Annotated in this window: 20 protein-coding genes; 3 read left to right on the plus strand and 17 right to left on the minus strand. The window is 66.3% G+C overall.

The features are described 5' to 3' along the window. Nucleotides 1-33: 33 nt before the first annotated feature. The 10 genes from Q4I12_RS01660 to Q4I12_RS01705 all read right to left on the minus strand — a co-directional run bounded on the left by Q4I12_RS01660 (nucleotide 34) and on the right by Q4I12_RS01705 (nucleotide 13,165). Nucleotides 34-1,932 carry an ATP-binding cassette domain-containing protein gene (locus tag Q4I12_RS01660; RefSeq protein ID WP_302260242.1) on the minus strand — a complete coding sequence of 633 codons (1,899 nt, stop codon included), beginning with the start codon at nucleotides 1,930-1,932 and terminating at the stop codon, nucleotides 34-36. Continuing rightward, complete coding sequence (locus tag Q4I12_RS01665) at nucleotides 1,932-2,909, minus strand: HlyD family secretion protein (protein WP_239465086.1); 978 nt, start codon at nucleotides 2,907-2,909, stop codon at nucleotides 1,932-1,934. Before Q4I12_RS01665 ends, Q4I12_RS01660 begins: the two co-directional genes overlap by 1 nt. An 881-nt stretch (nucleotides 2,910-3,790) precedes the next feature. Next, complete coding sequence (hydF, locus tag Q4I12_RS01670; RefSeq protein ID WP_302260243.1) at nucleotides 3,791-5,035, minus strand: [FeFe] hydrogenase H-cluster maturation GTPase HydF; 1,245 nt, start codon at nucleotides 5,033-5,035, stop codon at nucleotides 3,791-3,793. Between the two features lie 552 nt (nucleotides 5,036-5,587). Further along, a complete protein-coding gene (hydE, locus tag Q4I12_RS01675) occupies nucleotides 5,588-6,625 on the minus strand; it encodes a [FeFe] hydrogenase H-cluster radical SAM maturase HydE (RefSeq protein WP_204626559.1) in 1,038 nt (345 codons plus the stop codon). Nucleotides 6,626-6,766: 141 nt separating this feature from the next. Further along, complete coding sequence (gene hydG, locus Q4I12_RS01680; RefSeq protein ID WP_168935382.1) at nucleotides 6,767-8,185, minus strand: [FeFe] hydrogenase H-cluster radical SAM maturase HydG; 1,419 nt, start codon at nucleotides 8,183-8,185, stop codon at nucleotides 6,767-6,769. Between the two features lie 110 nt (nucleotides 8,186-8,295). Continuing rightward, entirely contained in the window at nucleotides 8,296-8,682 is a 387-nt protein-coding gene (locus Q4I12_RS01685) for an iron hydrogenase small subunit (protein WP_168935381.1), read from the minus strand. An 11-nt stretch (nucleotides 8,683-8,693) separates the two neighbouring features. Continuing rightward, the gene (locus Q4I12_RS01690; RefSeq protein WP_418733198.1) at nucleotides 8,694-9,944 is read right to left on the minus strand and encodes a [FeFe] hydrogenase, group A; all 1,251 of its coding nucleotides are present in this window, start codon (nucleotides 9,942-9,944) and stop codon (nucleotides 8,694-8,696) included. Continuing rightward, a complete protein-coding gene (locus Q4I12_RS01695) occupies nucleotides 9,941-10,231 on the minus strand; it encodes a TM1266 family iron-only hydrogenase system putative regulator (RefSeq protein ID WP_204626558.1) in 291 nt (96 codons plus the stop codon). The genes Q4I12_RS01690 and Q4I12_RS01695 overlap by 4 nt, the downstream gene beginning before the upstream one ends. A 440-nt stretch (nucleotides 10,232-10,671) precedes the next feature. After that, nucleotides 10,672-12,114, minus strand: coding sequence for a 4Fe-4S dicluster domain-containing protein (locus Q4I12_RS01700; RefSeq protein WP_302260245.1), 1,443 nt, complete (start codon nucleotides 12,112-12,114; stop codon nucleotides 10,672-10,674). A 307-nt stretch (nucleotides 12,115-12,421) separates the two neighbouring features. Continuing rightward, nucleotides 12,422-13,165, minus strand: coding sequence for an SPOR domain-containing protein (locus tag Q4I12_RS01705; RefSeq protein WP_302260246.1), 744 nt, complete (start codon nucleotides 13,163-13,165; stop codon nucleotides 12,422-12,424). Nucleotides 13,166-13,421: 256 nt separating this feature from the next. Between Q4I12_RS01705 and Q4I12_RS01710 the strand changes: the two genes are divergently transcribed. Further along, a complete protein-coding gene (locus Q4I12_RS01710; protein WP_302260247.1) occupies nucleotides 13,422-14,405 on the plus strand; it encodes a peptidoglycan glycosyltransferase in 984 nt (327 codons plus the stop codon). 251 nt (nucleotides 14,406-14,656) lie between these two features. Here the strand turns inward: Q4I12_RS01710 and hypB are convergent, their stop codons facing one another. After that, nucleotides 14,657-15,310: a hydrogenase nickel incorporation protein HypB gene (gene hypB, locus Q4I12_RS01715; RefSeq protein WP_168935377.1), complete on the minus strand. Its 654-nt coding sequence runs from the start codon at nucleotides 15,308-15,310 to the stop codon at nucleotides 14,657-14,659. Nucleotides 15,311-15,381: 71 nt separating this feature from the next. Continuing rightward, entirely contained in the window at nucleotides 15,382-15,747 is a 366-nt protein-coding gene (locus Q4I12_RS01720) for a hydrogenase maturation nickel metallochaperone HypA (protein ID WP_320619779.1), read from the minus strand. A 245-nt stretch (nucleotides 15,748-15,992) separates the two neighbouring features. Between Q4I12_RS01720 and Q4I12_RS01725 the strand changes: the two genes are divergently transcribed. Continuing rightward, complete coding sequence (locus Q4I12_RS01725; protein WP_302260248.1) at nucleotides 15,993-16,745, plus strand: AMIN domain-containing protein; 753 nt, start codon at nucleotides 15,993-15,995, stop codon at nucleotides 16,743-16,745. A 94-nt stretch (nucleotides 16,746-16,839) separates the two neighbouring features. Here the strand turns inward: Q4I12_RS01725 and proC are convergent, their stop codons facing one another. The 5 genes from proC to speG form a co-directional block, all read right to left on the minus strand. After that, nucleotides 16,840-17,640 (minus strand): pyrroline-5-carboxylate reductase, encoded by an 801-nt coding sequence (gene proC, locus Q4I12_RS01730; protein WP_302260249.1) that lies wholly within the window; start codon nucleotides 17,638-17,640, stop codon nucleotides 16,840-16,842. Between the two features lie 66 nt (nucleotides 17,641-17,706). Continuing rightward, complete coding sequence (locus Q4I12_RS01735) at nucleotides 17,707-18,975, minus strand: divergent polysaccharide deacetylase family protein (RefSeq protein WP_302260250.1); 1,269 nt, start codon at nucleotides 18,973-18,975, stop codon at nucleotides 17,707-17,709. A 26-nt stretch (nucleotides 18,976-19,001) separates the two neighbouring features. Then, nucleotides 19,002-20,315: a S41 family peptidase gene (locus Q4I12_RS01740; protein WP_302260251.1), complete on the minus strand. Its 1,314-nt coding sequence runs from the start codon at nucleotides 20,313-20,315 to the stop codon at nucleotides 19,002-19,004. A gap of 348 nt (nucleotides 20,316-20,663) precedes the next feature. After that, nucleotides 20,664-22,091, minus strand: a complete 1,428-nt coding sequence (locus tag Q4I12_RS01745; RefSeq protein ID WP_168935372.1) for a sodium:proton antiporter — start codon at nucleotides 22,089-22,091, stop codon at nucleotides 20,664-20,666. A gap of 146 nt (nucleotides 22,092-22,237) precedes the next feature. Next, entirely contained in the window at nucleotides 22,238-22,828 is a 591-nt protein-coding gene (gene speG / locus Q4I12_RS01750; protein ID WP_168935371.1) for a spermidine N1-acetyltransferase, read from the minus strand. A 96-nt stretch (nucleotides 22,829-22,924) separates the two neighbouring features. Here speG and Q4I12_RS01755 point away from each other — a divergent pair, with 96 nt between their 5' ends. Then, the gene (locus Q4I12_RS01755) at nucleotides 22,925-23,515 is read left to right on the plus strand and encodes a TrmH family RNA methyltransferase (protein ID WP_006009249.1); all 591 of its coding nucleotides are present in this window, start codon (nucleotides 22,925-22,927) and stop codon (nucleotides 23,513-23,515) included. Nucleotides 23,516-23,522 lie beyond the last annotated feature (7 nt).

The following is a 23,522-nucleotide window of genomic DNA, read 5'->3' on the forward strand; positions in this document are numbered from 1 at the left end:
CTACCTTTCCCCCGCAGCCGCATGAGCCATCCCCTATTGCGGGTGCTCGGCATCATAACGCCGGATGCTGGCGATGAAGGCATCTTCCAGCGTGGGGTCCTCAGGTACGCCCGGCAAGCCCCGGCAGGAGGCCTTGAGCTCGTCCGGCGTGCCCATGCTGATCATGGCGCCCCGGTAGATGAGGGCCATGCGGTCACAGTATTCGGCTTCTTCCATGAAATGCGTGGTCACCAGCACCGAGGCACCGGCCTCGGTCATGGCCGTGATATGCTTCCAGAAGTCCCGGCGGGTACGCGCGTCCACGCCCGATGTGGGCTCGTCCAAAAACAGCACCGGCGGCTCGTGCAGGGTGGCGCACAGCAGGGCCAGGCGCTGCTTCTGCCCCAGCGGCAGGCTGTGGGTGCGGCTGTCCAGATAGTCCGTCAGTTCCAGGGCCTGCGCCAGCACGGGCAGCAGGGCCTTGCGGCGTTCCGGGGCCAGACCGTACAGCTCCGCACAGGTCAGGATGTTCTCGCGCACCGGGATGTCCAGATACAGGGAAAATTTCTGCGCCATGTAGCCCAGACGCGAACGCGCCGCACTGCCCGCACGCAGCAGATCCACGCCGTCCACGCTGCACTGGCCCGACGTGGGCCGCGACAGGCCGCAAAGCATGCGGAAGGTGGTGGACTTGCCCGCACCGTTGGGCCCAAGAAGACCAAATATCTCCCCGGCGCGCACCGTGAAGCTGATGTGGTCCGCCGCCGTGAAATCCCCGAAGCGCTTGGTCAGCGCCTTGGCCACGATGCGTTCCGGCGCTTCCACGGACAGTTGCGACACATGCCCGCCGCTCTCGCCGCCTGTCCTGCCGTAGGGCGAAGGCTCCTGATTGAGCCCGCCCACCATATGCATGTAGGCGTCTTCCAGACGGGCGGGGACGTTCTCCCCCCCGGCCTCGCGCACGGCGGCCCGGGTGCTTTCCGGGGCATCCCGCCCCAGCAGCACGCGGATGCGGCTGCCCTGCATCAGGGCATCTTCCACGCCCGGCGTCCGCGTCCAGCGGGCCAGGGCCGCCTTGCTGCCCTCGCTGCCCGGCGACACATGGAACACGCGCCCTTCCACCCGGGCGGTGAGCCCCTCGGGCGGGCCGTCGTAAAGGATGCGGCCGCCGTCCAGCATGATGATGCCCGGACAGCGCGCGGCCTCGTCCAGATAGGCCGTGGACCAGATGACGGTCATGCCGTCGTCGCTCAGTTCGCTGACCATCTGCCACAGCTCCTGCCGCGACAGAGGGTCCACGCCCACGCCGGGTTCGTCCAGCAGCAGTACGCGCGGCGCCCCCAGCAGGGCGCAGGCGATGCCCAGTTTCTGCTTCATGCCGCCGGAAAGGCGTCCGGCCAGACGGCGGGTGAACGGTCCCAGCGAGGTGAAGGCCAGCAACCTGTCGAACAGGGCATCGCGGGCCTCGCCCTCCAGACCGCGCAGACGGGCGTGCAGGCGCAGGTTGGCCATGACGGAAAGGTCTTCATACAGGCCGAAACGCTGCGGCATGTAGCCGATGCTGTTGGGCGCGTCCGCCGCCACCTCACGGGCGGGACGACCGAACAGCAGGGCCTGCCCCGCCGCCGGTTCCATGAGCCCGGCCAGCAGGCGCAGCAGGGTGGTCTTGCCCGCGCCGTCCGGCCCCACGAGACCGGTGATGCGCCCTGCCGGGATGCGGGCATCCAGGCCGCGCAGGGCCTCCACGGCCCCGAAGCGCATGGCCAGACCGCGCAGCTCCACGGCGATGCCGTCCTGCGGCGTCGCGGCGTCCTGCACAGCCTCCGGGGTGGCGGCAGCCTGCCGGCCGGTTGCCCCGCTCCGGTCATCGCCATCGGCACGACCGTGCGCAGGCCGGGCCGTGTCCGGCACCCCGGCTGCCCGACGCCGCCACCAGGCGGACCAGAAGGACATTAGGGCTCCACCAGGGTCACGGTCACGGGCATGCCCTGCCGCATGACGTTATCGGGATCGTCCACCTGCACCCGCAGGCGGTAGACCAGCGAGGTGCGCACTTCCATGGTCTCCACGCTCTTGGGCGTGAACTCCGCCGCCGGAGAGATGAAGCCCACCCGGCCCGAAAATTCCTTGTCCGGCACCGCATCCACGCGCACCCGCACGGCCATGCCCGGCTTGATGCGCCCCAGTTGCGGCTCGTCCACATAGACGCGCAGCCACACCGGGTCCACCAGGCTCAGGGTGTACACGGTCTGCCCGGCCTGCACGATGGCCCCGGCCTCGCGGGCACGGGTCAGGACGATGCCGTCCTGCGGCGCGGTCAGCAGCGCATCACGCAGCCGGATCTCCGCCAGCTCCAGTGCCGCCGCCGCAGCATCCACCGCCGCCCGCTGGGCCAGCACCTCTTCCTCGCGGTAGCCGGACAGCAGCATGTCGAGCTGTTCCTGTGCCGAGCGCAGCTCCGCCCGGGCCGACCTGTCCGAACTGCGCGCGTTGTCCAGCTCTTTCTGGGAGATGGCGTTGCGTGCGCGCATGGCGCTGACGCGGTTCAGATTGATGGCCGCATTGTCGGCCACGGCACGGGCACGGGCCACGGCGGCGCGGGCCTGTTCCACTTCTTCCGTACGGTAACCGCGCTCCAGGCGCAGCAGCTGGGCCTTCTGCCCGGCCAGCTGGGCCGCCGTCTGGTCCCGCTGCTGGCGCAACAGGTCGTCGTCCAGCCGGGCCAGCTCCTGTCCGGCGCGCACGCTGTCGCCTTCGTCCACCAGCACCTGGGCGATACGGCCATCCACGCGGAAGCTCACATCCACCTGACGGATCTCCACATTACCGTACAGCACCAGGCTCCCCTGCGTCCTGTCCCACAGGAAGTACCAGCCCAGCGCCACGGCCACGCCCACAAGCAGCACCGCTGCCAGAATCTTTTGCCGCATATCTCTCTCCCGCATGGAGCCCGGTCAGGAAGGAAGTCCCCCTGCGCCCCGCAGCCCCGGACACGTCTCCATTCTGGCCCCGGATCGGGAATCCGGCATGATACCGGCCGGATGCGACCGTCAGGGCCCTCAGGCTAGGCAGCATACGAAGATTGTCCCGCCCTGTCCATCCGGGGCGGGGATGGCGGGGGAGGAAGGGGCGTTTTTTGTAAAAACTGCCCCTTCCTCCCCCGTACCCCCTCCAACCCCGAAAAAACTTTGCTCCGGTCGGTATGGCAGGTCCCCGTCTTTGAGCGGCGGCAGGAACTTCCCGCCCCGGTCCATGAAACAAGAAAGCCTGATAGCTGTGCAAGATGTAAGGGAAACATAAGCTCTCAGCATCCGGCACGGAAGATGGAACAAAAGACAGAAGCCCACCGCAGACCGGGGAACACGGGCCGGCGGCTGTACGGCAGGCCATGCCGGACAAACGAAAGATGGAACAGGGAAGAAGGGGCAGGAAAAAGACAGCCCTCATGACGACGGCGCTGGGGAAGCGCAGACAAAAAAGCCCGTCGCAGGACACGACGGGCCGGGGAACATGGACAGGAGAGCCGCTGCCGTCAGGTCAGGACAGCGGAGAAAGGGACAGGCTCACCCAGACATGGCTGCCGCGGGGCCTTTTCCCGGAAGGGTCAGCGGTCTTCCTCCTTGCGCCGGGCGGAAAATTCTTCCAGACGCTTTTCCCCGGGACCCGGGGCAGGACGACGGGGCATTCAGCCGCAACCGCCATTCTTGAAGACCCAGCGCATGACGAGGAACATGACGATGATGCCGATGACGGCGAACAACGGTCCAGGCATATGACCTCCCGGGCATGATGCATGCCCTGTGGTTACGGGTTATCCCGGCAGCTGCGCTTCGGCACGCCAGGCGGCCAGCGCTTCCGGGAAGGGAGAGAGCACGCGTTCCAGCACGCCCTGTGCCAGCGAGATGCACATGCCGTAATTGGTCATGGGCAGCCCGTGGGCCCGGGCTTCGTCCAGCCGGGCCAGCATCTGGCCGCGCGTGATGGCGCAGGCGCCGCAATGCACCACGGCGGCCGCGTCTCCCGCATATTCGGTAAATTCCTTGCCGGCCAGCATGGGGGTCTCCACGGGGCCGCCGGCCAGCCGGGCCAGCAGGCGCGGAATCTTCACGCGGCCGATGTCATCTTTTTGCGCATGGTGCGAGCAGGCTTCCTGCACCAGCACGGTCTGGCCGGGCCGCAGACGGGTCAGGGCCGCCGCCCCCCGGGCCAGATCCACCAGATCGCCCTTGGCGCGGGCCATGAGGATGGAGAACGTGGTCAGGGGCACGGACGGCGGCGTCAGGCGCGCGGCCACATGCACCACCTGCGAATCGCAGACCACCAGATCCGGCGGCTCCCGCAAGGCGGCAAAGGCCTGCGGCAGCTGCTCTTCCGTCACCACAAGGCACAGGCAGCGGCCGTCCAGGCTGTCCCGGATGGTCTGCACCTGCGGCAGGATGAGGCGGCCCTGCGGCGCCCCGGAATCCAGCGGCACCACCAGCAGCAGCGTGCCGTGCTCCGGCAGCAGGTCGTGCACCAGCGGCGGCTGTTTCAGGGCCCCGGCCGGAGCCAGACGGGCCAGCGCCGCCCGGATGCCTTCCAGTCCCCAGCCTTCCCGGGCCGAGGCCCAGAGCACGGGGACCGTCACGGCAAGGCCGTCAGGACGCCATGCGGCATCACAGGTGTCCGCCGTCCCGCGGCTGTTGACCACCACGGCAAAGGGGATGCCCGCAGCGGCCAGACGGGCGGCGGTGTCGGCGTCCACGGCCTCCCAGCAGGGGGCATCCAGCACCAGCAGGGCCACGTCCACCCGGCGCATGGCCCGCAGGCTGCGCTCCACCCGCTGGGCGCCCAGCGAGGCGTCCCGGTCGTCCAGCCCGGCCGTATCCAGAAAGACCACCGGCCCCAGGGGCGCCATCTCCAGCGTCTTTTCCACCGGGTCCGCCGTACTGCCCGGCGTGGGGGAAACGATGGCCACGTCCTGACCCACGAGCGCGTTGAGCAAGGAAGACTTGCCCGCATTGCGCCGCCCGAACAGACCGATATGCAGGCGCAGGGCCTTGGGACTTTCGTTCATGCCGAACTCCTTCATGCTGGCCGCCGGTCATGCCGGACGACACGCCTTAACTTGTATGCTGAAAATCCTGATGCGGAAGCTACGGGAGGCGACAGGACAGGCCCATGCCTTCAGCCGCGCTCCCGGCCTTTCCTTCCAGATATAGGAACGCCACGGGCACCTGTCCATGCCGTCATCATCGAAAGAGCATAAAACACTGCCCCGCTGCACATTCCAGGCCCGCTTGCAGCAGCTCTCCCCGCTCCCTGGCCGTCGCCGTCACAGAAGCCTTTCCTCACCAAAGACAAGGGGGTCCGTTCCACACCTGCCCTGTCACGGACATCCCGGCATGAGGACACAGAGAATAAAGCGACTCGCCAAAGTCCCTCTGACATCTCCCAGCCCCCCACGGCCATCCCGCGATGTCCCTGCCCTCGCAGACAAAGACGGGGACCCATCATACCGGCCGGAACAAAGTTTTTTCGGGGTTGGAGGGGGTACGGGGGAGGAAGGGGCAGTTTTTACCAAAAAACGCCCCTTCCTCCCCCGTCAAAACATCTCGCACTCCCCTGCCTAAGCTTCCGGCAGCGCATGCTCCAGCCCGGCGCCCGCAATGGCGCGCCGCACGGCGTCCATGTCCACCACAGCCTTGTGGTCGTAGATGCGGTAGGCAGCCCGGCGCGCCGCCGGGGTGAAGGAAGGCATGAGCACGTTGCCGCCCGCGGCAAGGCCCTGCCGCTGACCGTCTTCGGGGCGCAGGCTGGCCAGCGCCGTGGTGGCGGGCAGGTTGGCCCAGGGCAGGGCCAGACGCAGCACGGCCATGACCCGCAGGCACAGCTCCGTGGAGCCGCGCGGCTGCCGCCCCAGGGGCGTGTCGGCCTGGGGCACGAAGGGCCCGGCCCCGCACATGGCCACGCGCATGTCCCGCACCAGCAGGATGTCGTCCACCAGACTTTCGGGGCGCTGGCCGGGCACACCGACCATGAAGCCGGAGCCCACCTCATAGCCCAGCTCCGCCAGCCAGGAGAGGGCCCGCAGCCGGTCGGCCAGACGATAGCCGGGATGCAGGGCGGCATAGAGACGGGCATCGGCGGTCTCGTGCTTGAGCAGGAAGCGGTCGGCCCCGGCCTCCCGCCACAGGGCGTACCATTCGCGCGGCTGCTCGCCCACGCTCAGGGTCACGGGCAGGCCGAAGCGCTCCTTGAGGCCGCGCACCACCTGCGCCAGCCAGAGGGGATTGCGGGCCATCTCGCCCGATTGCAGCACCAGCGTGTCCACCCCGGCGGCCACGGCCTGTGACGCGGCCCGCAGCAGCTCCGCCGCCGACAGGCTGTAGCGGGACAGGCGCCTGTTCTCGTGGCGCAGGCCGCAATAGCGGCAGTTGCGGCGGCAGACATTGGAAAATTCCAGCAGGCCGCGCACATGCACATGCCGCCCCTTGTGCCGCAGGCGACACTGGTGCGCCAGGGCCTGCAATTCCGGCCAGGGCAGGTCGAAAAGCAGCTCGCGAACTTCGGCCCGGGAAAGGGCGGGGACGGACGCGGGGGCCGCGGAAGAACAGACGGCCTCGCGGCTGGCCGTCGCGGGGGAAGACGGTGCGGATTCCGGCATGGCGGGATCTCCTGGAAAGACTGGCGGAGCAGGAAGGGCCCTGCCCGGCGGGATGGAGGAAGGAAAAAGGCGGCAAGCGCCACGGGGAAAGCCCGGGGCCGCTCCCGGCAGACAGGAGCAGCCCCGGAAAAGGCTGTTGGCCTAGAAGCGGAAGTCCCGCTGCCCGGCCTCGATGGCGTCCAGGCACCGGATGGTGCGGGCGCGCACCTTGTCGCTGGGGATCTTGTCCAGTTCCTTCCGGATCATGTCCAGGCCCACGGCCCGGGTGGCGGGCGAGGCGTAGTCCTGCAGATATTCCTTGAGGGTCAGCAGGGCATTGGGATGACAGCAGTTGAGGATCTGGCGGCTCTTGCACAGGCTCATGAAGCGGTCGCCGGTACGGCCCTCGCGGTAACAGGCCGTGCAGAAGCTGGGGATGTGGCCCTGATCCATGAGCCAGCGGACCACCTCGTCCAGAGTGCGGCGGTCGCTGACATCGAACTGGGCGGAGTTCTCGTCCTCGGGCTCGGGCTCGCAATAGCCGCCCACGCTGGTGCGGGAGGCACCGCTGATCTGCGAGACGCCCAGAGGCAGCACCTTTTCGCGCACGGCCTGGCTCTCGCGGGTGGAGATGATCATGCCGGTATAGGGCACGGCCACGCGGATACAGGCACAGATGCGGGCAAAGGTCTCGTCGTCGATGCCGTTGTCGAAAACGTCGGGATCGATGTCGTCGGCCTTCTTGATGCGCGGCACGCTGATGGTGTGCGGGCCCACGCCGTGCACGGCCTCCAGATGCTCGGCATGCATGAGCAGGGCCGCAAATTCGTAACGATAGCCTTCCAGACCGAAGAGCACGCCCAGGCCCACATCGTCGATGCCGCCCTGCATGGCGCGGTCCATGGCTTCGGTATGCCAGGCATAATCATGCTTGGGACCCGCGGGGTGGAGCTTTTCGTAGCTCTGCTTGTGGTAGGTCTCCTGGAACAGGATGTAGGTGCCGATGCCCGCATCCTTGAGCATCCGGTATTCTTCCACGGTGGTGGCCGCGATGTTCACGTTGACGCGGCGGATGGCCCCGTTCTTGTGGCGGATGCCGTAGATGGTGCGGATGCAGTCGAGGATGTAGCCGATGGGGTTCATGGTGGGGTGCTCGCCCGCTTCCAGGGCCAGACGCTTGTGGCCCATGTCCTGCAGGGCGATGACCTCGCGGGCCACTTCCTCCTGGGTCAGCTTTTTGCGGATGATGTGCTTGTTGCGGGCGTGGTAGGGGCAGTAGACGCAGCTGTTGACGCAGTAATTGGACAGGTACAGCGGCGCGAACATGACGATGCGGTTGCCGTAGAACTCGTGCTTGATGCGGTTGGCCAGCCGGTACAGGGCCTCTACCCTGTCCGGCAGCTCACAGGCCAGCAGGACGGAGGCTTCCCGGTGGCTCAGGCCTTTGCAGAGCGCGGCTTTGGCAAGGATGCTGTCGATGAGCCCGGCATCGCGGGCGTGTTCCGCCGCCCAGGCAAGGGTCTCCTGCACCTCTTCGTGATCTATGAATTCTTCGGCATGCAGGGAATGGGGATCATACATGGCAAACCTCTCTGGCGTGCGCCGTTTTCGGACAGGACACAGGGCTCGACAGAGAGGAACGGAAACCGTCCCAGGGTCAGGTGGCCCCCTTTCCGCAGACGGCAGGATGGCTAGAATTTCTGTTCGTAAGGATAGGGAGAAGCGGCGAACATCTCTACATCACGGGGATTGGGGAACGTCCCCGCCTCCACCAGACGGCGATACCCGGCGGACTGGTCTGCCCAGCGGGTATGCAGCAGTTTTTCGGAAAGCGGGCCCAGCGGCCGCTTGAGATAGGCGGCATACAGTTCCCTGACCTGGGCGTTGTCCTGCGAGGCCCGCACGGGAAAGGCGGCATCCGCGCCGTAGACACCGTGGATGCGGTCCAGCATGTAGTCCCTGATGTCCCGGAACCTGGCCACAGCCACACCGGCCATGCGCAGGCTGATCATGGCACCGCCCGCGACCACGCAGGCCGCACGCAAGAAACCGCGACGGGTCAGATGCATCATCTTCATGGTGTATCCTCCTAAACTTCCGCGCGGTCAAGGCGTTGCCGCAGCGAGGCATACAGGCTGGTGGCCCGGCGCCGGGCCTGCTCCAGCAACGTGGGCATGATAGGCTGCCCGCCGCCGCAGACGCAACCTCCGGGACAGGCCATGAATTCGATGAAGTGATACGGAGACCTGCCCGCGCGCACCTCGTCACACACTTTTTTGAAACGCTTGGCCCCGTGGACCACAGCCACACGCAGCTCCGTGCCTTTGATGGTCAGCGTGGCTTCCTTGAGGCCGTCCAGACCGCGCACGGTCTTGAAATCCCAGCTTTGGGGCTTGCTGCCCGTGATGGCTTCATAGGCGTAGCGCAGGGCGGCTTCCATGACACCGCCGCTGACGCCGAAGATGGTGGCCCCGCCCGACGATTCGCCCATCAGGCTGTCGCGGCCGCCATCGGGCAGCGAGGCAAAGTCGATACCGGCTTTCTTGATGAGCCAGGCCAGCTCACGGGTCGTGATGGTGGCGTCGATGTCGCGCCGTCCGCTGGCCGCAAGCTCAGGCCGCAAGCCTTCGTATTTTTTTGCGATGCAGGGCATGATGGAGACGGTGTAGACCGTGTCGGGATCATAGCCCATACGCTCCGCGCCGTAGGTCTTGGCCAGGGCCCCGTTCATGCCGATGGGCGACTTGCAGGACGAGAAGTGCGGCAGCAGGTCGGGATAAAAGGTCTCGGCATATTTCTGCCAGCCCGGGCAGCAGGACGTGAACTGGGGCAGGTCGCGGCGCGCGGCCAGACGCTCCACGAATTCCGAGGCTTCTTCCCATATGGTCACGTCCGCGGCGAATTCCGTATCCCAGCAATGGGCGAAGCCCAGGGCCTTGAGTGCGGAGAGCATCCTGCCCGTGCCGACCGAGCCCACCGGCAGGCCGAAGCAGTCGCCCAGGGCGTAACGCACGGCAGGCGCGGGCATGGCGATGCAGCGGACGTCCTTGCGGGCAAGCTTCGCTTCCAGCTCGGGGACCCAGCTCTGTTCCTCATAGATGGCCAGCTCCGGACAATGGGTCAGGCACTGGCCGCAGTTGATGCAGGCTTCGGGATGCGGGATGGCGTGCTCCCGCCCCACCTCGCCAAAGATGGCCCCCGTGGGGCAGTACTCCTGGCAGGTATCACAGCCGACGCAACGTTCGGCATCGATCTGCACGAACGGCAGGGTACCGGGATGCGGCCCCGGCTGCGGCACATGCGGCACATAGCCGATATGCTCCATCTCGATGCGCTTCATGAATCCTCCTTGGGGGAAAGCTCCTGCCCGGCGGCAGTAAGCAGGACGCTGCGTACTTTCACACCGGGAATGTTCCCCAGTTTTCCGGTCATCGCCCCGAGGGCATCCGTACTGCCGTCCACCAGCAGGGCGATGATGCTCAGGCCCCGCTCACGGTACGGCACGCCCATGCGCCCCACCACCAGATCGGCATACTGGCTGATGACGTTGTTGACGGAAGCCGCCCGGGCCTGCCTGTCGTGGATGGCGAGGGCCACCACACCTATCCGTTTTTCCTGACTGACCATGTCGTATCCGTGTCCCCAGGACGGTGACGCGCGGCGGCACGGCCCCGGCGCCCGGTGCGCCGGTCATGGCCGGCTTGCGGCCCGCCCCTGCGGGCCCGCCGCACGTGATATGCCTGCACGCTGCCCCTGCCTGCCCCGGATGCCGGGGCCCTGAAAGCAATCAGGGGATACCGGTGGCAAGTCGGCATCCCCTGAGCGGTCTCCCCGACTGCCAAGAAGAGGAAGACAGGAGGCGCATGCAATCGTGTTATTTTTTATAAAAACGTGTTACCAGCTTTGTAGCCTCCCCTCCGGCCTGTGTCAAGGGAGGCAAAAAAAAGCCGGGAAGATGATCATGAATCATCCTCCCGGCACAGAGCGTCGTCATCTGCCTGCCGCCGGTCCGGACGGGCGTCCCGTCAGCGACGGCAGGTCACAGGCAACGGGGACCTGGCCCCCGGTTACACCTTGCCCTTGGTGGCAAAGTTCTCCACGGCCTTGGCGCCCTTGGCGGCGGGCATCACCACACCGGCGCCGCCCACGCAGCCGCCCACGCAGGTCATGACCTCCACCAGGTTGCCGGGGCAGCCGCCCCTGACGAAGGACTGCAGCTTCTTGAGGCCCTGGGGAGAAAGGTCGTTGATGGCCACGGGACGCACCTCGAAGCGGTCGCCCACCAGCTTTTCCACAGCGGCGGACACGCCGCCCGCGATGGCATAGCCGCGCGCCTCGTTGCTGGGGCGCTCCAGCTCGTGCTCTTCGCACTCTTCCACCACGATGCCGCGGGCATTGAACAGGGCGCCCACTTCTTCGAAGGTGAGCACGTAGTCCACCATCTCGTCGTGCAGGCCTTCCTGGCGCTTGGCCACGCAGGGGCCGATGAAGACCGTCACGGTGTCGGGATGGCGCTCGCGGGCGATCTCGGCCGTATAATGCATGGGCGTGGCGGTCTCGGACACATGGGGCAGGAGCTCGGGCGCGTGGCGGCGCACGGCTTCCACATAGGCCGGGCAGCAGGAGGTGGTCATGAAGGTGTCGCCGCGTTCCATGCGTTCCACGAATTCCGCGGCCTCACGCTGCGAGGTGACGTCGGCGCCCAGGGCCACTTCCATGACGTCGCTAAAGCCCAGACGGCGCAGGGCCGTGACGATGCGGGCCGGGCCGCCGGGGAACTGGCCCACGATGGCCGGGGCCATGAGGGCCGTCACATGGCGGCCGCTGGCCAGGGCACGGAGCACGGGCAGCACTTCGCTGCGCTCCATGACCGCACCGAAGGGGCAGGCGCGCATGCAGCGGCCGCAGCTGGTGCACTTTTCAAAGTCGATCTCGGCGCGGCCCTTGTTGCCCTTGTGGATGGCGCGCACCGGGCAGGCCGCCTCACAGGGGACATTGAGGCGCACGATGGCATGGTAGGGGCAGGCGTCCATGCACATGCCGCAGTTGCGGCACTTTTCGGGGTCGATGGTGGAGCGGCCGCGAGAGAAAGAGATGGCCCCAAAGCGGCAGCTGCCGATACAGGAACGCGCCACGCAGCCCTGGCAGGCGTCGGTCACATAGTAACGGGCACGCATGCAGCCCTGGCAGGCGATGTCACAGACCGTCAGGATGGGCCAGTTGGGCTCTTTGCGCTCCAGGGCCTCTTCGGCATAGGTGCGCAGGGGGATGGAGTCGTCCGTCTCGTCTTCGAGGCGGAAGCCCATGGCGGCACGCAGGCGTTCGCGCAGGATGGCGCGGTCCTTGTAGATGCAGCAGCGGCTCATGATCTCGCTGCCGCGCGGGCGCATCAGCAGGGGGATGCGGTCCACGTCTTCCGGCAGGGTCCCGGCCCAGAACGAAAGGGCCAGACGTTCGATGACGCCGAGGCGCAGCGAACTCAACATGTTGTCAGTCTTGGTAGCGGGCATGGTCTCTCCTTGCGGTGGAACGTCCGATAGGATGTTCGTCCGAAGACAGGCAAATGGCGATGGCCGGGACATCCGGCACCAGGGACAGGCGCCTCGAACAGGCGCGACAGGACAGGAGCGGCTCCCCGGACGCACGGGGCCGGGAGGCTGGCCGCTGCGCACGGGAAGAAGGATGCACGGCAGGGTGCCGTGCCGGGATGACTGTTTAATTAAACAAACAAGATTTGCAATAATAGCGAATAGTTTCACATATTGCAAGAAGGAGCCCAACGCCCCTGCGGGCCGGGAAAAATGCCCGCATCCGCCGCTAGCGGCGACCGGGGACGGGCTTGCGGCTGCGCATGAGCGGTTTGCCCAGGTGCATGTCCTGGGCGATGGCTTCCACCTCGCGGGCACAGTCGTCCGTACCGCGCATGACCACCATCACCAGATAGAGCTTGCCGCTGCGCTCCATGCGGGTGCGCAGGCCGCGCCCTTCCAGACGCTGGCGCAAATCGTCCACGATGCCGGGATCGCGGAAGGCCCCCAGCTGGAAGACGAAATCATATATGTCGGTGGGCGTTGGCGGCGGCGCCTTTTCCCCCGCGGGCACGGCAGGCTGCATGCCCGGAGGCATGGGCGGATAGGCGGGGACCCCTGCCGCTGCCGGTTTGGGGGCCTGGGCAGCCGGCAACGGCGGCGAAACAGGCTCCAGACGCGCGCCGGGCTCGGCACGCAGGGCACGGGAAAAACGCAGCTCCGAGGCCGCCAGCACCGAGGCTTCGACCAGGGCATCCTCTGAGTTCTCGGCATCAGCGGCCGTCTGGGCTTCGCCCGCGGCGGCGCTCTCTTCCTTTTCCCCATCCGTGGCGGCCGCCGCGGCCAGGGCCGCACGGGATTCCTCAAGGCTGCTGGCCCACTGGGCACGGCCTGTCATCACACCGCCAAGATACGCCAGCACGAGGGCCGCCAAAAAAAGCACGCTGGCCGTCACCAGGACCGGCAGGGTCACTTTCAGCCCTGCGGCGGGCGTCTGCTGGGAAGTATCCTGCGCACGGCGGGACGAAGACATGGCGGCTCCTTGGAAAACGGCGTGTTGGGAAAAAGGCGGACAGTCCCGCCCGACTGATTCCTATACCAGCCGGGACGGGCAGCGTAAAGGCCCCTCCTCTCCCGCTCCTCCGCCCTTCCGCCTGCAATGCCTTGCGGCCCCGGCGGGCCTTTGCTACACCTACAGCATGCCGCACGCTGCTGTGCGGTCCGATCCTGCCAACTACGGCCGACGTGCCGTCCCAGCCCTTCGGGACTGCAACCTGACGAGGTCCGACATGTTCCATCCCTGCCGTCTGCTTGTTTTTCTGACCCTTGTGTTCGTCTCCCTGCTCGCGTCCTCCCCGGCCTTCGCGGCCAGGGACACCCCGGAAGACGAAAAAAGCCTGACCATCCGCAACGAAAGCGCCGAAGAGCTGCTGAGCATCCGCTTCACTGTGGGCAACCAGGCCAACTATGCCCGTCTCGACCTCCTGCCCGGCGGCGAAGACCAGCTGCTCAATCCCGGCGGCACCGCCGACCTGCGCATGGATATGGGCCTGTATCTGTGGGACTTCAACAAGGTCCGCCTGGCCGGCGTCCAGAGCCTGACCCTGTGCGGCGAACACCATCCCTGCCTGCTGGTCCGCGGCCTTGACGGCAAGATCAGCCACGTCAACGGCACGGAAAAATCCCTGCTGCCCGCAGAAGATGCCCGGCCCGTCTGCGCCCTGAGCAAATTCCGGCCCGGCATGCTGATGAAGGACGCCTGCGCCCTGCTGGAAAAGGACCCCCTGCGCGATGACGGCGGCGCCGTGCTGACCAGCCTGGGCTTTGCCGACATGGTCTGGGCCGCCCGCCTGACGCCCTACACCCCCGGCGATGACAATGTGGAAGCCTTCCCGGTCAAGGCCGGCGGCGAGGTGCTGGAGCATGTGGAACTGCGCCAGAGGCTCAGCGACCAGCGCCTGGACGCCCTGCTGGCCAGCCTTTACAACATGGGCTACCGCCCCTGGCAGGCCGAGCTGCCGGGCCTGGACATGAATTTCACCGAGATGCCCGTGGCTGACCAGAAGCGCCAGATGGAGATCCTGCACATGGCTCTGGGCATGCTCATGAACGCCCCGCGCGGTGACGCCTGCATCATGATGGCCCCCGGCGACATGCTGCCCGACCTCATCAGCGATACCCCCCGCAAGGACGTGCAGCTGTTCACCATCACCGTGCGCCGTCCCACCGCCACCCTCATCGTGGACATGACCGCGTACAGCGCCTCGTTCTAGCAGATACGGACGAACCTGCCCAAAGGGCCTCCTCTCCCATCCGGGAAGGAGGCCCTTTTTTTGCGCCATCATGCAGGGCGGACAGGTCCCCCAACCAGACGACATGCCGCCGTGGCAGCCTTTCATCGTGCTGCCACGGCGAACAGCGACCGGACGAACGGCCCGTACGCCCCTCCTTCCCCGCGGCCCGCCGGAAAAACAAAACGCCCCCTTTGCAGGGGGCGTTTGCATTCCAAGGATGCGGGCCAGGCTTACAGCTTGCCGGCGCGCATGTCGCGCAGCCACTGGTACCAGCCTTCCAGGCCGGAACCGTCACGGCAGGAGACCTCGAACACGGCCAGTTCCTTGTTGAGGCGGGTGGCGAAATCCCGCGCCCGTTCGCGGTCGAAGTCCACATAGGGCAGCAGGTCCACCTTGTTCAGCACCATGGCCTTGGCCAGGTTGAACAGCAGGGGATACTTTTCGGGCTTGTCGTCGCCTTCGGTCACGCTCAGCAGGGCCACCTTGGCGTCTTCGCCGCAGTCGAATTCCACGGGGCAGACCAGGTTGCCCACGTTCTCGATGAACAGGATGTCCACGCCGTCCAGGTCCAGGCTCTCCATGGCCGTCATGATCATGTTGCTGTCCAGGTGGCAGCCGCCGTCGGTGTTGATCTGCACGGCCTGGGCGCCCGTGGCCGCCACGCGGCGGGCATCGTTGTCGGTCTGCAGGTCGCCTTCGATGACGGCCATGCGGAACTCGCCGGCCAGGTCATGCAGGGTGCGTTCCAGCAGGGTCGTCTTGCCGGCGCCCGGCGACGAGATCAGGTTCAGGGCCAGGATCTTGCGCTCACGCAGCTTCTCGCGCACGCTGGCCGCGATCTTCTCATTGGCTTCCAGAACGTTGCGCACCACAGGAATTTGCATCGTTTCCTCCCGGAACTCCGGCCCTTTTCCTCAGGGCCCGCCTGGCGGCAGCATGGCCGCAGGCCGTCGGTTTATGAATCCTGGCCCCCGCTGACGGAGGCTTCCAGATGACTGATCTGCAGCTCCTTGCCCTGCACCACCGTGTGGCCTGCCAGAGCGCCACACGCCGGACACGGCTGCCAGAGGGCTTCCTGCCCCTCGCCGCCGAAGGTCTGCCCGCAGGTGGAGCAGCGCAACAACAGGGGGATGGTCACCAGTTCGAGCCGGGCGGCCGCATGCGGCCCGCCCTGCACCAGGGCCTCGAAGCAGAATTGCAGCGAGTCCGGCACCACGCCGGCCAGGGCGCCGCATTCCACACGGATGAGGTCGAGCCGGTCACAGCCCTGTTTGGCGATCTCTTCCAGAGCTATGTCCAGGATGCTTTGTGCGATGGACATTTCGTGCATAGTGCGCCGATGCTAGCGCAAAGCCCCCGGCGCGTAAAGGGATTTGGCAAATCTTGCCATTCGGCACAAATCATGTAGAGTTTAGCCGTGCCTGCATATGGGGCCTCATGGCATGCCCCGGCCCGGAAGGCCTTTTGCCCCGCCGCCGTGACACGCGCATCATGAACCGCCCGCGCGATCTTCCGCCGGGCACTTTCCGGCGGACATCCGGCCCAAAGGCACAGGAGCCTACTGGCATGAACAAGATCTTTCTCTGGATAGTCCTCGCGGTCATCATCCTTGGCCTGCTGCTCATCCTGCTCAACACGCGCATGGGGCAGTCCGGCGACGCCCCGGTCCCGGCCGACAACAGCGTCTCCGCCCCTGTAAAGCCCGCGCCGCCCGTTGCCCAGCCCCCCCTGCCCGTGACGCCCGGCACGCCTGCCGATGGTGAAAAGCTGGCCGCTGCCGGGGTCAAGCCTTCTCCCGCTGCCGTGGAGCGCGGCTTTGCCTTCGAGACAGGAGAGGAAACGCCCGCCACAGCGGAAAGCCCTGCCCCCGCAAGTCCGGGCACGACCCCGCTCACCGCTGCCGCCCATGACGAAAAAGCCCCGGCGGCCGCTCCTGCGGCTCCCGCCGCCCCGGCGGAAGTGAAGAAGGCGGAAAAGCCCGCCCCCAAGCCCCAGCCCGCGCCCAAGAACCAGACCATCACCAACTTCGTGGTCTTCGTGCGTGACGGCGGCGCCACCATCCGCCTGGACGCCTCGTCCCCCATCCGCTTCAAGCATCTGGAGCTGACCAGCCCCTCCCGCGTGGTGGTGGATCTGCACGGCACCTGGAAGCTCAGCGAACCCGGTGTGCCCAAGGGCGAGATGGTCAAGGACGTGCGCCTGGGCAAGAAGGGCAGCGACACCCGCATCGTCATCGACCTGCACGCCAAGGCCAAGACGCGCTACATCCTGACCAAGGGCAAGAAGCGCCTGGATATCCGTCTGGACAAGACCAAGTAACTTCTTGCAGCATAGCGATAAAAAACGGCAGGACCTCCCGGAGATCCTGCCGTTTTTCATAACTGAAAAAGGGAGGCTTTCGCCTCCCCTTCTTTTATTCCTTTTCCATTTCCCTGCCGCGTTCGTCAGCGGCCAGCACCGCATCCACCAGCAGGCCGGAAAGTCCCGCCCTGTCGAGGACATTGACCCCGGCGATGGTCAGGCCGCCGGGCGAGCATACCTGGTCGCGCAGTTCCATGAGCGGCGTGTCGCTGCGGGCCGCCATGACGGCCGAGCCTTCGAACAGGGCCGCCACCATGTCGCGGCAGTCCTTGCGGCCCAGGCCCAGGGTGACACCGGCCTGCACCAGCCCCTGCATCATGCCGAACACATAGGCGGGCCCGGCGCCGATGAGGGCCGAGAAGGCCGTGAAGCGGGACTCCGGCAGCTCCAGACAAACGCCCAGCTGGCTGAAGAAGCGCAGAATGTCTTCCTTGCTCTCCGCCGGGACCTTGTCGTCGAAGCACAGGGCGAACACGCCCTTGCCCACCAGCGCGGGCGTATTGGGCATGCAGCGCACCACGGGACAGCGTCCGGCCACGGCCGCCTGCAAACGGGCGATGCTGATGCCCGCCGCCACGGAGATCACCACCGTGTCGGGCCCGAACTCGGGCGCCATCTCGGCCAGCAGGGCCTCGATCTGGTAGGGTTTGACGGCCATGACCACATAGCGGGCCTTGCGGGCCAGCTCGCGGGCCGAATCCAGACGGGTGACGCCCGCCGCTTCCAGAGGCGCCATGCGTGCTGCCGTGCGCGTATGGCCATACAGGGTGCAGTCCAGGGAAGAGGCGGCAAGACCGGCCAGGATGGCCCCGCCCATGTTGCCGCAACCCACACAACCGATGCTCATGCTCATGTTCGTTCTCCATCACCGCCACAGGCGGCTGTCAGCCGGGAAGCGCTCCAGACGCTCCCGGAAAGATCACTCCGGCTTGCCGAACTGTCCGGCCCGCAGCTGGGCCAGATGCCAGACGTAGCGCCGCAGGGGCACCACGGCCACGCCCTCGCGGTTCTCCCAGCGCTCCAGGGCCCGCAGGGTCGAGGCATGAGGATGCCCGATGGCGATGGCGATGCCCTGCTTGCGGGCCAGGCGGGCGGCCTTGTCCAGCGCGGCCAGCACCTTGTCCGTGCCCTGGGGATCGTCCAGAAAGACATGGCGGCTGGCCGTGACGATGCCCTGGCGGACCATGCTGGTCTCCAGCTGGCTGTTGCCGCGGGTAACGCTGTCCAGCACGAACAGACCGCGCCCGTAGGCCAGACCGGCCAGCATGCGGCAGGCATCGCGCCGTCCGGTGAACCCGGAACCCATATGATTGTTGAAACCCAGGGCCGTGGGCACCTGCGCCAGCGCCTTGTCCAGAGCGTGTTCCATGGCATAGGCGTCCATGTCCGTCTCCAGCGCTCCGGGGCCCGGATTGGGCGCGGTGCCGTTCTTGCGGGGCATGGCCTCCATGGGCATGTGCAGCAGGACGTCCAGCCCCATGTCCCGGGCCACCTGCTGCACCGGACGGCGGGCAGCGGCATGGGGCCACAGGGCCAGGGCCACGGGGAACGGCAGGCTGGCCAGCTGCTCCGCGGGCTCCAGCTTCTGGCCCATGTCGTCGATCACCAGCACCAGAGCAGGTTCGGGCATGGGCCGGGAAAGCGTGGCCAGCATGGTCTCCCAGCCGGGGAAATGCAGGACGAGGCAGGTGCGGCCGTCCACATCGGCTTCCAGCACCCCGTCGTCAGTCCAGCGCAGTTGCGGCATGGGGACGTCATCGGCCAGCAGGCGCTCGCCGTCAGGGCCGGTACGCAGGGCCTCCTGGCACAGGCGCTCCTGCAGGGCCAGGGCCAGACGCAGGGGAGCGCCGTCCCCTTCCACACGGTAATGCCGGGCCTCCTGTTCCGAAAAGCCGGGCATGGTCAGCAGACGGCAGCCGGGCATGACCCGGGACAGGGTCTGGCGCATCAGATCGTCCAGACGGTCCCGGTGCCGCAACCAGTCACCGGTGGCCAGCACGGGCTGCCCGTCCTCGGCCACCAGCACGGCGCCTCCCTCCCGGGAGGCCAGCCACAGGGACAGGCCCAGACACAGGCAGAACCACAGTAAACCGCCCACCAGCAGGCGGGTCGACGCACACGGCCCCCCGGAGAGGCCGTCGTGATCGTCGCCGCTCGGGGGGCCGGGATGTAAGAAAGGCAAGCGCACAGGTTCCCTCCGCGCCGGACGCAGGCCTAGCGCCGGATCTCCTGGATGCGGGGCAGGCCCTTGACCAGCTGCAGGGCCATGCGCAGCTGGTTGTCGCGGGCCAGCTGTTCCGCGGCATCGTCACGCTTCTTGCTGCTCGTGGCCTTCTTGCCGCCATCGGCGTTCTCCAGATGGCCGCTCAGGTTCTGCTCGCGCAGCAGGATGCGGGGCTCGTCGGCGTCTTCTTCACGCGGACGCTCGAAGAGGATCTCCAGGTCGGGCACGATGCCCTCGGCCTGGATGGAGCTGCCGCTGGGCGTATAGTACAGGGCCACGGTCAGCTTGAGGGCCGAGCCGTCGGACAGGGGGATGATGTTCTGCACCGAGCCCTTGCCGAAGGAGCGTTCGCCGATGATCAGGGCGCGCTTCTGGTCGCGCAGGGCACCGGCCACGATCTCGGAGGCCGAGGCCGAACCGGCGTTGATGATCACCACCACGGGCACGTCGATGTCCCCGGCCTGGTCCTTGGCCTCGTAGATGCGCTCCGGCACGGGGCCGCGGCCCTGGATGGACACGATGGTGCCCTTGCTCAGGAACATGTCGGAAACGCTCACGGCCTGGTCCAGCAGACCGCCGGGATTGTTGCGCAGGTCGAGCACGATGCCCTTGAGGCCGCCGGTCTTGGCGCATTCGCGGGTGGCCTTCTTGAGGGCGTCGCGCAGGTCCTCGTCGGTGCGGCCGGAGAAACGGGTGAGGCGGATCCAGTAATAGCCGTCTTCCAGCGGCTTGGACTTCACGCTGACCAGCGGGATGGCCTCACGCTTGACCCGGATGGTCTTGGGCGACTTGGAGGTGCTGTGCAGGATGCCCAGCTCCACTTCCGTGCCCTTGGGGCCGCGGATGCGCGAGACCACATCCTGCAGGCTCAGTTCCTGCGTGGGCTGGCCGTTGATGGTCAGGATGACGTCCCCGGACTGCAGGCCGGCACGATAGGCGGGCGTGTCCTCGATGGGGGTCACCACGGTCACCTGGCCGTTCTCCACCGTGATCTCGATGCCGATGCCGGTGAATTCGCCGGAGGTGGTCTCCTGCATCTCCTTGTGTTCTTCAGGCGTCATGAAGGTGGAGTGCGGATCAAGGCCCTGCAGCATGCCCTTGAGGGCACCGTCCAGCAGTTCGCCCTGGTTCACGTCCTTCACATAATAACGGTTCACCAGATCCAGCACCTGGCTGAAACGGCGCAGGGCTTCGAAATCTTCCTCGACCTTGTCTTTGTCGGCCTTGGCGGCAGCGGTGGCTCCCAGCGGGCAGCAGAGGGCCAGCACGCAAAGGAAAACGGTCAAACGGAAAAGAGCTCGCATGGATTGCCTCCCGAAAAGATCATACGGACGCAGGGGCTCCTGCCGGAACCGGCGGGGCAGGCACGCAGCCTTGCCGGGCCGCCTGCGGAGCGGCCATAGTTACCTTTTTCAGGTCAAAAAGCAATGACGGCCGGGGCCCCGGCCAGCCCCGGAGGAGGAAGGGCCGCCGTACCGGCATGACGGGCGGCCGGGGACCACGGCAACCCGGCAGGTACGCCATGGACAGGGGCGGCCCGCAGATGCATGCCGAAAAAAGTACCGCTCCCCCGCTCCCGGCCCCGCAGGCAGGCGCAAAAAAAAGGGGCCGCCCGTTGCCGGGCAGCCCCTGGGATCGCAAAGGCGCAGGGCCTAGATGAAGAACAGCCAGGTCAGGATCAGGAACAGCGGGATCAGGATACCCACGGACCAGGCCATGTAACCGAAGAAGCTGGGCATGGCCACGCCCTGTTCTTCGGCGATGGAACGCACCATGAAGTTGGGGGCGTTGCCGATGTAGCTGTTGGCGCCCATGAACACGGCACCGGCGGAGATGGCGGCCAGGGTGGGCGCCATGTCGGTCATCAGGTGCACGGGGTCGCCGCCGGCGGTGTTGAAGAACACCAGGTAGGTGGGCGCGTTGTCCAGGAAGCTGGACAGGGCGCCGGTCAGCCAGAAGAACATGTAGTTCACGGGCTCGCCGTCATGGAAGACCATGTTGATGACACCGGCCAGGGCGCCGTCGGTACCGGCACGCAGGATGGCCAGGGCGGGGATCATGCTCAGGAAGATGCCCAGGAAGAGCTTGGCCACTTCTTCGATGGGGGCCCAGGAGAAGCCGTTGAGTTCACGGCACTGGCGGGTGGTGAACTTCCAGGACAGGCCGGCCAGACAGAGCAGCAGGATGTCGCGCAGCAGGTTCTGGCCATCGATGCCCACGCCGTGGATGTTGATGGCTTCGCCGAGGTCGATCATGCCGGAGACCAGCACGCAGAGCACGATGCCCAGCAGGAAGAGCAGGTTGATGGAGCCGTCGAGGCCCAGCTTTTCTTCCACCTTGTTGGGATCATGCGGGGGCTGGGGACGACCTTCACGGCCGTACAGGACGGTATCGAGCACGAAGTAGATGCCCAGCAGGGCCAGGGACATGAAGCAGGTCTTCACGAACAGGTTGGTGGTGGTCCAGAAGAAGCTCACGCCCTTCAGGTAGCCCAGGAACAGCGGCGGGTCGCCCAGGGGAGTCAGGGAGCCGCCGATGTTGGCCACCAGGAAGATGAAGAAGACCACGGAATGCACACGGTACTTGCGGTGGGCATTGGCGCGCAGCAGGGGGCGGATCAGCAGCATGGCGGCGCCGGTGGTGCCCATCCAGCTGGCCAGGATGGTGCCCACGGCCAGGATGCCGGTGTTGACTACGGGGGTGCCCACCAGCGAGCCCTTCAGGCGCACGCCGCCGGCCACGGTGAACAGGGCGAACAGCAGCACGATGAAGGGGATGTACTCCAGCAGGATGGCATGGAGGAATTCATAGAAGGCCACGTTGAAGCCGTAGACCACCAGACAGGGAATCAGGAAGGCAAGGCCCCAGAAGACGGAGATCTTGCCGAAGTGATGATGCCAGATATGCGGCAGGGCTAGCGGCATGATGGCGATGGACAGCAGCATGCATACGAAAGGAATGACCCAGACCGCGGACAGTTCCGCACCGGGGATGCTCGGATGCCCTTCGGAGGCCATGGCCAGCACGGGAAGCGCCAGCACGGTCAGCAGGGCAAGAGGCAGGGACCAGCGTTTCAACATGGGATTCTCCTCAAGTCAGTATAAAATATCACAAAAGAAGACATTGTGATACATTATGAAAACTTCTCAATCTTACGCCATTTCCACGTTTTTTGCAATGAAAATGCTCCCTCTTGGCGCAGGATGAACATTTCACAAAATCCGGCTTACCTGACGGGGTCCGGGCCGTCCCCGGGCAGGGCCGCGGCCGGGCCGCTGTCGCTGCCGTAAAGGCTGCGGTATTCGTGCTGGAAGATGCACATGCGCGTGGCGTCGTGGTAGGCGCCGTTGGCGAAGAACTCGTGGATGAGCACGCCCTCGGCCTGGAAGCCCAGCTTGGAATAGACGTGGATGGCGCGCACGTTTTCGTTGTCCACCACGAGGTAGAGCTTGTAGAGGTTGAGCGCGTCGAAGGCGTAGGCCATGGCCAGCTTGGCCGCCGCCGTGGCAAAGCCGTGGTTCTGCCAGGCCGGATCGATGATGATCTGGAACTCGGCCCGGCGGTGGATGTAGTCGATCTCCACCAGCTCCACCAGGCCCACGTTCTGGCCCTGATGGTCCACGATGAAGCGGCGCTCGCTCTGGTCATGGATGTGCTTGTTGTACAGGTCCTGCAATTCCACGAAGGCCTCGTAGGGCTCTTCGAACCAGTAGCGCATGACGTTGGCGTTGTTGTCCAGGCCGTGCACGAATTTGAGGTCTTCCCGTTCCAGCGGCCGGATGCGGATGGCGGCCGATGCTTCCCTGCCAGTTTCCATGCTGAGACTCCCTGCCGCGCGCCGCAAGGCCAAGGCTTGCGGGAACGGCGTTTTTCTGCCAGATTTCCGGCGAATTCCACCAACAACGAGGATGCTATGCCCAAGGACCCCACTCCCCGGCGCAAGGCGCGTCTGGGCTCGGTGCTTGCCCACCGTCAGCCCGACCTGACCCTTGTGCTTGCCAATATCCATGACCCGCACAATGTCTCGGCCATCTACCGTTCCTGTGACGCCTTCGGCGTGGACAAGGTGCACCTGTACTATACCGACACGCCCTTCCCCGTGCTGGGCCGCAAGACCTCGGCCTCGGCCCGCAAATGGGTGGAGAGCGTGCGCCACCGCGACCGTCAGGAGCTGGAGACCAGCCTGCGTGCCCAGAACATGCAGATCCTGGCCACCACCTTCACGCCCACGGCCAAGCCGCTGCGCACCTGGGACTTCACCCGTCCCACGGCCATCATCATGGGCAACGAACACAGCGGCGTCAACGAGGAACTCATCAGCATGGCCGACGGTGAGCTCTACATCCCCATGTACGGCATGATCCAGAGCTTCAACGTCTCGGTGGCCTCGGCCATCATCCTGTCCGAAGCCTGCCGCCAGCGCGAGGCCGCCGGCTTCTACGACAGCCCCCGCCTGGAGCCCGACGAGCTGGAACGCCGCCTGGCCCTGTGGCTGGAAAAATAGACTGTCC

The sequence above is a fragment of the Desulfovibrio piger genome (assembly GCF_951793255.1).
Classification (GTDB): Bacteria; Desulfobacterota; Desulfovibrionia; order Desulfovibrionales; family Desulfovibrionaceae; genus Desulfovibrio.

Excerpts from the sequence above, each read along its gene's own strand:
- hydG (WP_168935382.1), bottom strand. The coding sequence starts at position 8,185 with ATGTATGATCCCCATTCCCTGCATGCCGAAGAATTCATAGATCACGAA.
- Q4I12_RS01725 (WP_302260248.1), top strand. The coding sequence starts at position 15,993 with ATGAACAAGATCTTTCTCTGGATAGTCCTCGCGGTCATCATCCTTGGC.
- Q4I12_RS01720 (WP_320619779.1), bottom strand. The coding sequence starts at position 15,747 with ATGTCCATCGCACAAAGCATCCTGGACATAGCTCTGGAAGAGATCGCC.
- Q4I12_RS01700 (WP_302260245.1), bottom strand. The coding sequence starts at position 12,114 with ATGCCCGCTACCAAGACTGACAACATGTTGAGTTCGCTGCGCCTCGGC.
- Q4I12_RS01755 (WP_006009249.1), top strand. The coding sequence starts at position 22,925 with ATGCCCAAGGACCCCACTCCCCGGCGCAAGGCGCGTCTGGGCTCGGTG.
- Q4I12_RS01710 (WP_302260247.1), top strand. The coding sequence starts at position 13,422 with ATGTTCCATCCCTGCCGTCTGCTTGTTTTTCTGACCCTTGTGTTCGTC.
- Q4I12_RS01685 (WP_168935381.1), bottom strand. The coding sequence starts at position 8,682 with ATGAAGATGATGCATCTGACCCGTCGCGGTTTCTTGCGTGCGGCCTGC.
- Q4I12_RS01665 (WP_239465086.1), bottom strand. The coding sequence starts at position 2,909 with ATGCGGCAAAAGATTCTGGCAGCGGTGCTGCTTGTGGGCGTGGCCGTG.
- speG (WP_168935371.1), bottom strand. The coding sequence starts at position 22,828 with ATGGAAACTGGCAGGGAAGCATCGGCCGCCATCCGCATCCGGCCGCTG.
- hydE (WP_204626559.1), bottom strand. The coding sequence starts at position 6,625 with ATGCCGGAATCCGCACCGTCTTCCCCCGCGACGGCCAGCCGCGAGGCC.
- hypB (WP_168935377.1), bottom strand. The coding sequence starts at position 15,310 with ATGCAAATTCCTGTGGTGCGCAACGTTCTGGAAGCCAATGAGAAGATC.
- Q4I12_RS01660 (WP_302260242.1), bottom strand. The coding sequence starts at position 1,932 with ATGTCCTTCTGGTCCGCCTGGTGGCGGCGTCGGGCAGCCGGGGTGCCG.
- Q4I12_RS01695 (WP_204626558.1), bottom strand. The coding sequence starts at position 10,231 with ATGGTCAGTCAGGAAAAACGGATAGGTGTGGTGGCCCTCGCCATCCAC.
- Q4I12_RS01740 (WP_302260251.1), bottom strand. The coding sequence starts at position 20,315 with ATGCGAGCTCTTTTCCGTTTGACCGTTTTCCTTTGCGTGCTGGCCCTC.
- proC (WP_302260249.1), bottom strand. The coding sequence starts at position 17,640 with ATGAGCATGAGCATCGGTTGTGTGGGTTGCGGCAACATGGGCGGGGCC.
- Q4I12_RS01705 (WP_302260246.1), bottom strand. The coding sequence starts at position 13,165 with ATGTCTTCGTCCCGCCGTGCGCAGGATACTTCCCAGCAGACGCCCGCC.
- hydF (WP_302260243.1), bottom strand. The coding sequence starts at position 5,035 with ATGAACGAAAGTCCCAAGGCCCTGCGCCTGCATATCGGTCTGTTCGGG.
- Q4I12_RS01745 (WP_168935372.1), bottom strand. The coding sequence starts at position 22,091 with ATGTTGAAACGCTGGTCCCTGCCTCTTGCCCTGCTGACCGTGCTGGCG.
- Q4I12_RS01690 (WP_418733198.1), bottom strand. The coding sequence starts at position 9,944 with ATGAAGCGCATCGAGATGGAGCATATCGGCTATGTGCCGCATGTGCCG.